Origin of the sequence: Mycoplasma putrefaciens KS1 (genome assembly GCF_000224105.1) — a bacterium.
GTDB lineage: Bacteria > Bacillota_I > Bacilli_A > Mycoplasmatales > Mycoplasmataceae > Mycoplasma > Mycoplasma putrefaciens.
This window is the reverse complement of sequence record NC_015946.1, coordinates 384,800-397,741: the sequence shown is the minus strand read 5'-3', so window position 1 is coordinate 397,741 and position 12,942 is coordinate 384,800. Positions and strand designations below refer to the sequence as shown.

The following is a 12,942-nucleotide window of genomic DNA, read 5'->3' as shown; positions in this document are numbered from 1 at the left end:
TTTTAAATATTATTATAAGTTAATGATTAACAGTAAAATAAGAAAATTACATTCTAATTATAGCATTTAAACCAACTAATTATGGATTATTTTTTTGGTAGCTGTTTTTTGATTTTTTTAAGTCTCGATCAATCTTTTGTTTGGCAATGATAATAGAATCTTGTTCAATTTTATGCATTAATCTTTTATCTTGAACAACTTTTTGATATAAAACCATTTCTTGCTTTTCATTATCTAATGCATAGTTAAAATGACCTTTAACTTTCATATTTTTAATAAACGCAATATTCATATTGGGATCTAGTTTTAAGACTTTATCTTCTAAATTCTTTCAATCTACTAAACTAATTGAGATCATTACCACACTTTGTTTAATCAAAGCTAAATCTTTTCTGACAATATGATTTTCAATAAAGTTAATATTGTTTTTATATCCTAGTTCAAATAAGAAATTTTTTAATTCTTCTGGTTTAGCAGTATTAATTAAAATGGTAATAATGCGGTTTTTTGGATAAATTCGGTCAATAACAATCCCTTGAATAATCATTAGAATAAATGAAGCAAATAAACATGGACCAAAAATAAACTTAATTTTAATCGCAGTTGTTAAATTGTTGTAGTTTTCGAACTTATAATTTGATGAAATCACTCTAGCAATATCATCTTTTGTAAAATTTTGACTTGATGTTGTTCAATTTGTTGGTAAATAAAGACTGTTTCCTGGATCAGTACTAAATGTCTTACTATTTAAAGCAGCCTGATAAATTTGGTTGAACTTTTCTTGATCTAAAGCGTGTAATGCTGAATATTTCATATTGGCATCAATCTTATGCATTGGCAAGGTAATAGTATTTAGTACAACTGCTAAAGCTAGAATCGCTAGATTGATTTTCATATTAATTGATCCGATTTGTTTATTATATTTTTTAGCAACATAATAACTAATAAAATCAGTTCCAGCAGTTGATGATCCAATTTTGTAAGTTAGTGAATAACTAGCTCCTAAAAACACCCCACCAAAAATCGAAAAAATAAATAATCATACAGCACCAGTTCATTCACTAGGAATAGTTGATATTAACTTATAATCAACAATTAATGCAAATTCTTTGGGATTAATATAAGGAATTCTTGTAATAATTTGATCTCATAAAATTGATACAACAATATATAGCATTGACATTAATGTAAATTTAATTCCGACTTTAAAAAATCCAAAGACAAAAAACGGAAGATTAATTAAAAATAAGAAAATAAAAAAGAGATTTGCCGAATTAATCCCACTTGTAGTTGTTGAGTTTTTGTTTCCAGCAGTTACAATTCCAGCAAACCTTGCAAAAGTTGCTAAACCACCTGGAAATAACCCGGCATCTCCAGTTGATAAAACAAAATAATTCATACCCAAAGTGGTTAGAAATGATGAAATAAAAACAACTAAAAGATCTTTTAAAAATCTTTCTTTAAAATAGTTTTTTTCTTTGATTCTTCTTTTAGCTTTTTCAAAGTTCTTTTTATAAACTTTTTCATATCTATGATTTTGCTTGATCTCAGCGATTTGATGAGCTGATAGTTTGATACTTTTATTAGTTTTTGAGTTGATAATTATACGCATTGTTCTTTTTTCCTTGTAACTCAAATAGTTTTTTTAACTTTAGATTTATCTAGTATATTATAAATAAAAATTACTAAATATTGTCTTTCAAAAATAAATCTTAATTTAAATTTAGTGACTTGTAAAGTTGCTGTTAATTATTAAAGTTTTTAAAGTTATTAATTAACTAAAAATATTTAAAAACAGAACATTAAAAAATTCAATGTTCTGTTTTTAAATAGTTATTAAATGATAATTATAACCCTAGTTCTTCATCAGTTTTTAAATCTAAAGCTGAACCGATATAAGCAAAAATTTCAGGACTTTGTTTGATATATTTACCTTCTAAAATTCTAAGTACACTTTCAATAGTATCTTTTAAAGGAACGTATTGACCGGGACTTTTGGTAAAGTGTTCAGTCATAAAGAAGTTTTGAGTGAAGAAGTTTTCTAGTTGTAAGGCTTTTTTAACAATAATTTTATTTTCAGCATCTAGTTCATCAAATCCTAAAATTAGAATTACATCTTCTAGATCTTTGTATGCTTTTAAGACTTTTTTAACTTCTAAAATCGCATCAAAGTGTTTTTTACCAATCAAAGTTTCATCTAGTGAAGTTGATGAACTTGCTAGTGGATCAAAGGCAGGTAGAATATTTTTAGCTGCTTGATCTCTTGAAAGAACTAAATTTGAATCTAAGTGATTAAAAACTGCAACAGCTGAAGGATCACTTAAATCATCCATTGGTAAAAAAACTGTTTGAAATGAAGTGATTGCTGCATTGTCATTTTTAAATAAACGATCTTGAATATTTGCCACATCACTTTCTAAGGTAGACTGATACCCACCAATTGAAGGTTTTTTACCAAGTGTGGCACTTACTTCGTTTTCTGCTTGAATAAAACGATAAATATTATCAATAAATAATAAGACATCTTCTTTTTGATAATCTCTTAAATACTCAGCAGCAGTCACTCCAATTGGCACAATTGACATTCTTGCTCCAGGTGATTCATTCATTTTAGAAATGTACATAGTTGAGTTTTTCATTAGATTTGATTGTATTAGTTCATCATAAAGTTCAATTCCTTCTCGAGAACGTTCTCCTGATCCAATGAAAATATTTGAAGTCTTTTTATACTTATTATTAACATTAAAAATGATTTCTTTCATTAGAACTGTTTTACCAACTCCAGCTCCACCAAAAATCCCTAGTTTAAAGCCTTTAAAAATAGGAATGAAAAAATCAATTGCTTTAATTCCAGTTTCAATTAGTTCATTTTGTAAACTAATTTGTCTTTTGTTATTAATAATAGAATTCATTTCAATTAAATCAACGTCTTGGTTATTATTGTTGTTTAACGAAATACCAGTAAAACTATAAATATTATTTTTAGCTTTATTTCCAACAGGTACCATAAAACTTTTTTTAGTATTTTTAACAACATCACTTAAAGCAATCGTTTTAGCTGCATAAATAATAATTGCTCTAATATGAGTATTGCTAATAATACTTTTAACTAGTAAATATGTTGAGTTATTATGAGTTGTTAATAATTGATTAACTAATGGTAATTGGTCTTTATCAAACTCAATATCAATAACATCTCCTGAAATACTAATAATTTTTCCATTCATTAATTATCACCTAATTTCTCAGCTGCTTTATGTAAAAATGCTTTATCGATTTCTAAAAAATCATATTCATTGTCAATTTCTCAGTTTAAGTTAAAATAATCTGAGTATTGTTTCAAAGCAAATGCAAAATAATTTTTAGTCATTTCTTCATTATAAGCTTGACCTGAAGCGATAAGTTCAAATTGTCTTTTACCTTCATGATGATGATTAATAAAATAATCTAAAAATAATAAAGCTTTTTGTTCATCTTTAATAGTCTTGATCAATGATCATTGAATGATCTTACTCATTATTAAAATAAAATTATAAGTATAAAGTAAATATCCTTTTTGTAAAAATAATTTATCAATCATTTTACCTTTATACATTAAATCAGCTACTTGATCATTTAACTTGTAATCTAATGAAGCAAGTTTTAATTGTCTTTTATATTTTCGATAAGTTTTACCAATATCAGCAGCAATTTTAGTCATTGATTTATTTTGTACACTGCTTCCAGTTCTTGAAACTGAAAAGTCAATATCAATTGCTGGTAGTACTCCTTGAGAAAATAACTTACTACTTGTAACAATTTGACCATCAGTAATTGAAATGACATTTGATGAAACCAAACTAGTTAGATCATTATCAGTAGTTTGAATAATCGGTAGTGCTGTAATGGTTTTAGTATTTTTAAATGATCCAGCACGTTCTAATAGTTGAGAATGAGCAAAAAACATATCTCCAGGCATTGCTTCTTTTCCCACTGGTCGATTACTCAATAGTGCTATTTCTCTAAAAATATTGGCATGTTTTGTTAGATCATCAAAAATAATTAACACATCATCATTAAGTGAGATGTTTTCAGCATGAGCCATGCCAACATAAGGAGCTAGGTATTGTTCATAAGCACTAGTTGCTGGTGCATCAATAATAATAGTATTTTTTAAAGCATCATGTTTTTCTAAAGTATTATAAATTCTTGAAATAGTTTCTCTTTTTTGACCAATCGCAACATAAACACATTTTAGTCCTTTTTTAGCTTGATTAATCACTGTATTTAGTGCGATGTGAGTTTTTCCTGTTTGACGATCTCCAATAATTAACTCACGCTGACCTTTTCCGATTGGAATTAATAAATCAATAACAGTTAAACCAGTATAAAGCTGTTCATTTAATCTTTGAACTCTCATTAGCTCGTGACTTAACTTAAAGATTTCACTTGAAGGATCACTAGCTTTTTTATTAATAGTTTTATTAACTGGTAAAATAGCATTTCCATAAATATCAATTACTTTATTAAAGTGTTCTTTACTAGTAAAAACTTCATTTGATTGATCTGATAATTCTATTTCATCACCAATTCCTAATTTTAATCCTTCTAAATTACATAATAGGTATGCTGAGTTTTGTGTAGCACTAATTAAAAATAATCTAGCTTTATGATTATTTGGTGAAATAAAAACTTGCTGTTGATGATAATCAAATTCTCCTTCAACTTGAATAATATAATCATAAATTGCTGCAATTTTTGGATTTATAGTTATTGCTTCTTGATTAAGTTTTTGCTTCATTTTTTTATCCTCTCAATCCTATGATGATTAGTATAATTGATATTAAAGTAATGCTTGATGCAAAGATAGTTAAGACAATAAATGTTGATTTTAATTTTTGTCTATTTTGATTTTTATAAATGTAAATAAAACTATTAGCTATGATAAATAAGATACTTAAAGTTAATAAAATAATTCCAATTGTAAGTGATGAGTTATTAGCCATTTTTTGTTCATCGTGATTTTTTTGAATTGCTAATTGATAATATTTATCTAATTCTTGATATTCTTTTGAGTCTTTGTCAAATTCAGCTGTTGATAATAAAACTTTAATGATTTCGACATATTCTCTAGCATCTTTAACATTTTCAATATAACTTTCAAATCATTTTAATGGGTTAAAGTTTTTGAACTTATCATTTGCTGAAGATGTTAATCTAGTATTTGCCTTATCTAAATTTATAAATGTTTTATCCATATACTTTAAGTCTAAATTATGTTTTTCAGCTTTTTTGATAAATGCCTGTCTAGACGCTTCGTGTACTGTGAATCCGTCTAAATCAGATTTTAAAACTACAAACGCATTAGCTAGTACATTAAAAGCAGGTTGGTTATTTATATTTGATGCTATTAAAGAACTTAAAATTTTATTAATTAGTGATTTTGATGTTCTAGTAACTACGCTTGGAAGATACTCATCATCATTTATTTGATTATCATCAACTGAAGAATAATTACTTCTTAATAAGTTTGATCAATATTCTTGGAAATTTATATCATTAACTATTTTATTAGCACTTTCAACCACTCCTAAGGTTGCGGATTGTAAATCTCCGTGTCCTATAGTTTTATAGTCTAGTTTTTCATCTAACATTAGAGATTTATATAAACCTAAAAATGATTTTTGAATTTCTTCGTTTTGTTTTTGCAGTAAATAACTATATTTAACATTTTTGTTTGGGTTAATAATTTGAGTTTGATAAGTTCTAGATTTACTTTCATTTACTAAATCTTTTATTTTAACTGTTACGTATTGTTCACCTGAAGTTGAATTAGCTTTTTCTTCGACTGTATATTCAAATCTCGTGTTAATGGGGTTTTTAAAGAAGAAAAACTTCTTTTTTCTGTCTTGATCAGTTTCTGAATCAAACTTACTTATAATCTCATCAATAGTATCAGCATCAGCATGTTCATAACTTACATATGGACTTAGTTGAGGAAGAGCTTGGATTATCTGACTAACATTAACAGAATCTGGTTTCTTATCAGGAATAACTGGTTTTAACGGATCTGGAATAGTTGGAGTTGGTGGAGGGGTTGGTTGTGATTCGCTTTCATCTTTATATTCTTGATTTCTAGTTAAATCAAAGTCAATAAATTTAGGTTTTATTTTATTGATAATATACTGTTCCCAGTCTTTATGTTTACTTAAAATTTTTGCTGAATAGTTATCTACATTAACGTCACTATTAGAATTATTGTTAGATTCAAGAATAAAATCTTCACCTATTTTTGGAATATCATTTTCGTTATAAAACATTTCCAATACTTGTTCTTTTCATTTGTCTAAATAACCTTTTAGCTCAATATTAAAATTATGTACTTTTATAGTGTTAATAATTTTTTCGTTACCTTTAATAACCTCTCCCTTTTCCTTTTGATCAACAAGTTTTGAATAATCAAATTCTTTATCAGGACTTAGTCTGATATTTTCATATTTCTTACCATTAAAAATTACAGTTCCAGTATTATGTTCTTTGTAATTGGCTAAAATATAAGGAAAAGTTATATCAAATCCGAACTTTGAAGGAGATTTTGTAAATTCTTCTTTTTTAGATTTATTATATAAATTATTTAATGCTGTTAAATATACTTTTTTCTGAAGATTTGAAACATAATCATTACTTTTATCTTCTTTATTTAAATTGATTTCTTTTAACTTTTCATCTATAAATTTTGTGATTTTGTCAAATACTTCACCAGCTGTTTCTTTTATCTTTTTTTCAGCTTCTGACTTAAAAGTTGGAAATGATGGATCACTTGTTGGTTGATCACTAACACTTTCGTTTGAAGATATAGATGATCCATTAGTTCTCTCTTCTTGATATAAAGCTATATTCTTAGTTGCTGTTGTTGTGGTTTGATTAATTAAAGAAAAACTAACAGGAGTTAAGACTGAAAATACAGAAAGATTAGTTAATAAAACTAACTTTGATTTAAATTTCTTCATAATTCTCCCTTCTTAGACTTAATTCTTTAATCATTTTTAGCTGGTATTGTTGTTCTTGTAATTGTTTAAGTTCAATTAGCTTTTCAAGATCTAGGCCAATTTTTTGCATTGCTAGTAGTGAATTTATTTTTTTATTAACTTTTTTTAATAATTGATCATTTTGATTTTTTACAAAGTTTTGAGTATAAAATTCTGATGAAGAAAAGGTATTAACAGTAATAGTGTTTTTTGAAACTAAAATGTGAGTGTTTTTACAAAATAAGTATTTATATTGTCTTGTTTTATAATGATAAATTTTTAATAATAGCATTTGATAACCTACTAAAAAATCATTTGCTAATTCCATTCAATCTTCTTGCTCATCAATATTAAAAGCCACTGCCACACGATCAAAATTTAGAGTCTTTTTAGATTCAATAAAATTAATTGTTAAATTAAAACTACTATTTAAGTTCATATAACTCCTTTATAGTACAAAACGTTTATTTGCACTAACTAATAAAACGATCTCTTCAATTTCTTTTTCGCGTTTAATTCTGATGATCTTTTTATTTAGTTTTTGAATTTCTTCATCAACTTCATTAATAATCTTATTAATTCTAATTAGTTCATTTTTTGCTTTATAAAATGATGATTCTACTAGTAAAGATTCAATTGAATTTTTAATAAAACTATCTACTTGAATATTTAGATATTGATCAATATTTGGATAAATTTTAAATTTCGAAATATTAATTGATTGGTGTTTAAGCTCTTTTTCACTTAGTGAAACTATGTCAAATTCAGATAATGGCAGAATAGTAAAGTGTTTATTTTTGTTTTTATTAGAATTAATTACAAAACACAGTGACTGATAGTTTTGTTGACTAAATAATAATTTAATTATTTCAGTTAATTTCCACGATAGATCTAAATTTGTTTGCTTTAAATCTAAACTATAAACAACATTTAAATTATTGTTTAAACAAAATTGTTCTGCTCTTGATCCAATGGTTATAAAATCAATATTTTTGTGTTTCAGAGTTTGTAAAATATGTGTTTCATATCTTGAATAAGAATCAGTTTGATATTTTTGTTCTTCAGTTAAATAGATCCATAGTTGTTTAGGTTTTAAAAAAACTTTAGACAACTTAGTTAACCAGTTATTATTAGTTTTTGGGTTGTGACTTATTAAAGTGTTTTTAATTTGATATTGTTGTTTGATTGCTAAAATTAAGTATTGGTTTAATAAACTATTAGATAGATAATGAGTTAATAAACTGTTTTGCTTAATAATATCAATTTGAATAATGTTTTTATCATTAATAACTTTTGAGTGAATTTTTTTGAAATTATTTAACTTATTTTCAACTTTTTTTAAATCCATTAACTACCTCTGACAGCTAAGTATTTGTCATCAAAAGCAATTTTTAATGACTGAGTGTTTTTTGATCGATAAATAAGAATGCTTGGAAAAATTTCAACAATTTTATTTTGATCAACTAGTTTAGTGATAAATAAGTTAAATATCTTTAAAAAGTTGTTTAGTTTTAAATCAGTGTGACTAACAAAACTGATTGCTTCGTTATTTGTTGATTCTTGACTAATTAACACTGGTACTAAAATGTTAAAGCCATATTTAAGATCAACATTAAATGAAATTACAAAATCATTTAATAATAAATCATATTTATTTTTTAGTGCTTGTTCAGTCATTTTTTCAAATTGATGATATTGCTCAGAACTAAAACCTAAATTAGCTTTTAACAAAACACTTGCGATTAACTTTTTATAACTTATATAGTCTTGAGAGTTTGTTAACTGGTTAAATAAACTAAAAAGATCAAAGCTAATCAGATTTTGATTTTGATGATTTTTTTTCATATGTTCTCCTTGACTATATATCGATTTTTTTAATTTGGTTAATTGAAATCACTGAATTAATTAAATAGTAAAGATAATAACTAGTTTGAACTAAAACAATTACGATTGAAATAATTTGATTAATAGTTAGTCTAGTATCAAGTATGTATAACGACTTATTATGATTTGATAATAAAATATGATTTAATCCATAAATTAATCCAACAATAAATAGAATTTGAAGATTAATCACTATTAATAAAGCATTAGAATAACTACTAAACTTATTTTTATGATAATGTAGTGCAAAACTAATAATTGTTAAAACAATATTAATAATTAAGTTAATTAATGAAACTTGCACTTGATCTGTTAAAAAGTTTGAAATCATAAAAACTACTCAAATAATTCATAAATAACTAATTAAGTAATTATTAACAACTAATTTATTAGTAATTAATTTATGTTTTTTAAAGTATTGCAAATAAACAAATGCTATTAAAATTACAACGTTAAATAAACTAAATAATAAGTTTAAATAATCAAATTTATCATCTGTAGTGAAGCGTGTATGAGTTGGTTCTATTTTTATAGGTACTAAACTTATTAGTCATAAGATAATAACAGCTAAACCTGTCAGATAATAATCAAACTTATTTTTTAAATTAGTTGTATCAATTTGTTTATAAATTATTGCAAAAATTGTATAAATTTTTAAACCAATTAATAATAACCCTAAAACTAAAAAACTAGCTATGATAATTAAAAAGTTTAAAAAACCTTTAAATTTAAATATTTTATAAATTGAGTCATAAAATGAGTTATTAATAATCATTGAACTAGTTTCAATGCTTGCACTGATTCATAAACCAAAGAAAAGAAAAGTAATTGCAACTAGACTAACTCTTGAAAGTAAATCTATAATTAATAATTTTTTATTTGCATAAATCAATGGATTAGTTTTTCTTTTTGTATAAAAACTAAAAATCACATATGATATGTCTATTAATAATAGCGGTATTAAACTATATAAAAGATAAAACACTTGATTGACATTAGTATGCTTATAAGTAAAAAATAAGATAAAACCAGATAACGAAGTTAGTAAATATAAGCTAAATCAAATTGAATATAACTTTATATGAGTTTTATTTTGATAGATATTTAGATAAGCATTTTTAAAACCATATAAATATAAAAATCCTAAAATGGCTAATCTAAAGATAAAACCTCAGTTAGCTTCTTGAAAAGCATCGGTTGAGAAGTTAAAAGCTATTAGTAACAAAGTTTGTTCATAAAACAATGCATAGTTAATTAAAAATAAGAATAAACCAAGTGTAATAAAAAAAAGTAATAATGATACTAATTTATAGATCGTTATAATTTTATTTTTTTGTTTTTCTAAAACTAAACTAGTTATCTGATTATAACTTTTCTTATCAGTTAGTTTAATAGAACTATTTATCATTTCTACTCCTTATAAAAAAAGACAATAAATCAAGACTTTATCGTCTTTAATATTTTATTTTGATTTTTCGGGGAATTTAAATTCTTTCGGAATATCTTTTTCATTAAAACCATCTTTAAATAATTTTGTTTTTAATTTACCGTTATATTTTTTTAGCATTTCATGTCTATACGAGTTTTTTTGATTTTTTCCATTTCCGTAGATTAAATCATATTGAGGCAAATTATAACTTCCAAACAAATCATTATAATTATATCCAGGAGATCTAAACATGGTTGCTAACCCTGTTTTTGCCGAATTATTAGAAGCATGATAAACAGCAATTAATTCATTATTTTTATTTCTAACACTTGATCCAGATGCCCCACCAGCAGGTGCATAAAACCTTGGCATTAATTCTAATCCAAAGTTGAAATATTGCTTTGTTTGTCCATTTTGAGTAAGTGTATACAAGTCATTACCTACTCTGTGAGCTGCTAGAAATGCATCTGTTAATCCTGGTTTATCTATAAATGAGCGATATCCAATTTGATATGATAAGAAGTTTCCTCTTAATAGGTCATTTTGTTTATAACTACCAGAAGATCCTTCTTGTTTTATAATTGCTCCATAATACTTACTATCAGCATTTATTCAAAGTGAAAAGTCAGTCTTTTTATCTCTTATTTGATTTGCATCTTCATGCTGATCTAAATAATAGTCGTTTTCTGAAGTTGGGTAACCTAAAACATAGATATTTTCTAGATTGTCTAGTTGGTCGCTATTTTCGATTATAATTGGTCTATCAATTTTTGCATAATTTGTTAAGTATGAATCAGATTTAAATTTAATTTGCTTCCCTTCTTTTTTGGAATAGTCATTTGTTAATATTTTTGCTAATTTCTTAGCTTCGTAATTCTTATAGTCATCTTTCGGCTTTTTAGCACTCATCACATGAAAATTCTTGTTAGATAATAATTTCTCAAAATCAAACTCAATTACTGCAAAGTCTGCATAAAATCCTGCATCTTTGTATTTGTCTGCTTGCTCTTTTACTAGATAATCAGAAGGTTTGCTATTAACAAAGTCAGTTGCATGAAAAATTGCTGATATTGAGTCCTTATTTTTTTCATTTATCTCAAATGTAAATGTTTCAAAATTTGGATCAAATGAATTTAGCATTAATTTTTGTCCAACTTCTACCGAATCTTTAATTCTAGTAATTGAAATTGCTGTTAATTTACTTGTTAGTGCTTTAGCAACATGAGAGTTAGTTCCAAAGTAAAACTTTACTGGGTCACTACTATCTAATTGATAATCCATTATTCACATTGTTCCAGATTCTGAACCTAGCTCTTTGCCTTCATTTCTTCTTTTTTGTAATTCTTGTATTTCTTTTTCTTGAAGCTTAATTAAACTTTCTCTGTTATGCTTTTCTATTTCCTTACGTTTTTTGTCTAGCTCTAATCTTTTTTCTTCTATTTCCTTTTGTCTAGTTGACTTTATACCTTCATCGTTTTCAAATAAAGATTTAATTTGTCTTTCAATTTGTTCAATCTCAATTTTATATTGATATTCCAATTTGCCTATTTGATCATTTTTAAAATCTTCAACTTTAGATTCATCTCAAGAACTAATTAAAGCTTTGTGCTTTTCTAAAAGTCCTATTTCATTAGCAAAGTCTTTTACATATGTGAATTTTACTTGAAAGGTTTGTTCAGCTATTGTTTTATATGTTTCATTGATTAAAGTTCTGGCAAGTCCATTTGATTTTGAATGATCAGTACCCAAAGAATCTGTAAATGAAGGACCTTTATTTACTTCTGGGTTATCATTTATTCTTAGTTTTTTAACCATTTTACTATTATCATTTTCATAAACTGGGAGAGTAAAACCTTTTAAAGCAGCATTATAGTAACTATCAAAATTAACTTCTTCAGCTAATTTATCAAATTTTGCTTGATCATCTTGTGAAATATCTAATCCAAACCTTTGTTTGATATCGACTGCTTTATCAGCACCATCGGGATTATACATAGATTCAAGTCTTTTGATATATGTGTCATTGTCAGATTTAAATCGTTGTTTTTGGTTATTTTCACTATATTTTTTAACACCTTCAGGGCCACCAAATGCAGCCAAAGGATCTACTTCTTGTCTTGAATTATGATCAAAACCAGCATTTCTTGAAAGACCTGAAAGAACCAATTGTCTAGCTTGTGATTTATTATTTTTTCTATTTAAAATGCTAATAAATAAAGTTACTTTGCCTTCAATATTTGATGTGTTAGCTGTTGCTGTTCTATTAGTTCTTGCACTTTCTACAGAAATAGTTACATTATCTTTATATTTTTTTTCTCTTAATTTAATTTTCAAACTTGATGCTGATGCTTCAATTTCTGTTGGTAAGGTTTCAGATAAACTTTTCTTTCTTCCAAATACTACTTCGAACTCAAATTCAGCGACCTTTTTTAAATCATCTTCTGATTTTATAGAATTAATAAAATCATCAACTTGTTCTATTGACAGATTAGAGATCGAATTTTCTGTAACTCTGTTACATGCAACAACTAATAAACTAGGAAGAACAATAGTAGATGTACTACTAATCAATAGCAATTTATTTAATAATTTCACTACAAAGTCTCTCCTTCTATTTTTGAT

9 protein-coding genes are annotated in these 12,942 nt (G+C 25.5%); all 9 read right to left on the bottom strand.

Annotated elements, in window-relative coordinates; genetic code table 4:
• Positions 1-79: 79 nt before the first annotated feature.
• Entirely contained in the window at positions 80-1,612 is a 1,533-nt protein-coding gene (locus MPUT_RS01685) for a YitT family ABC transporter (RefSeq protein WP_014035077.1), read from the bottom strand.
• A 235-nt stretch (positions 1,613-1,847) separates the two neighbouring features.
• Positions 1,848-3,227 carry an MSC_0618 family F1-like ATPase beta subunit gene (locus MPUT_RS01680; RefSeq protein ID WP_014035076.1) on the bottom strand — a complete coding sequence of 460 codons (1,380 nt, stop codon included), beginning with the start codon at positions 3,225-3,227 and terminating at the stop codon, positions 1,848-1,850.
• Positions 3,227-4,780, bottom strand: coding sequence for an MSC_0619 family F1-like ATPase alpha subunit (locus tag MPUT_RS01675; RefSeq protein ID WP_014035075.1), 1,554 nt, complete (start codon positions 4,778-4,780; stop codon positions 3,227-3,229). The genes MPUT_RS01680 and MPUT_RS01675 overlap by 1 nt, the downstream gene beginning before the upstream one ends.
• 4 nt (positions 4,781-4,784) lie before the next feature.
• Complete coding sequence (locus MPUT_RS01670) at positions 4,785-6,989, bottom strand: MSC_0620 family F1-like ATPase-associated subunit (RefSeq protein ID WP_014035074.1); 2,205 nt, start codon at positions 6,987-6,989, stop codon at positions 4,785-4,787.
• Complete coding sequence (locus tag MPUT_RS01665; protein ID WP_014035073.1) at positions 6,976-7,446, bottom strand: MSC_0621 family F1-like ATPase epsilon subunit; 471 nt, start codon at positions 7,444-7,446, stop codon at positions 6,976-6,978. The genes MPUT_RS01670 and MPUT_RS01665 overlap by 14 nt, the downstream gene beginning before the upstream one ends.
• A 9-nt stretch (positions 7,447-7,455) precedes the next feature.
• On the bottom strand, positions 7,456-8,355 hold the full coding sequence (locus MPUT_RS01660; RefSeq protein ID WP_014035072.1) for an MSC_0622 family F1-like ATPase gamma subunit: 900 nt from the start codon (positions 8,353-8,355) through the stop codon (positions 7,456-7,458).
• Entirely contained in the window at positions 8,355-8,852 is a 498-nt protein-coding gene (locus MPUT_RS01655) for a DUF2714 domain-containing protein (RefSeq protein WP_014035071.1), read from the bottom strand. Before MPUT_RS01655 ends, MPUT_RS01660 begins: the two co-directional genes overlap by 1 nt.
• 13 nt (positions 8,853-8,865) lie before the next feature.
• The gene (locus MPUT_RS01650; RefSeq protein ID WP_014035070.1) at positions 8,866-10,299 is read right to left on the bottom strand and encodes an MSC_0624 family F1-like ATPase-associated membrane protein; all 1,434 of its coding nucleotides are present in this window, start codon (positions 10,297-10,299) and stop codon (positions 8,866-8,868) included.
• 54 nt (positions 10,300-10,353) lie between these two features.
• Positions 10,354-12,915 carry an Ig-specific serine endopeptidase MIP gene (gene mip / locus MPUT_RS01645; RefSeq protein WP_014035069.1) on the bottom strand — a complete coding sequence of 854 codons (2,562 nt, stop codon included), beginning with the start codon at positions 12,913-12,915 and terminating at the stop codon, positions 10,354-10,356.
• Positions 12,916-12,942 lie beyond the last annotated feature (27 nt).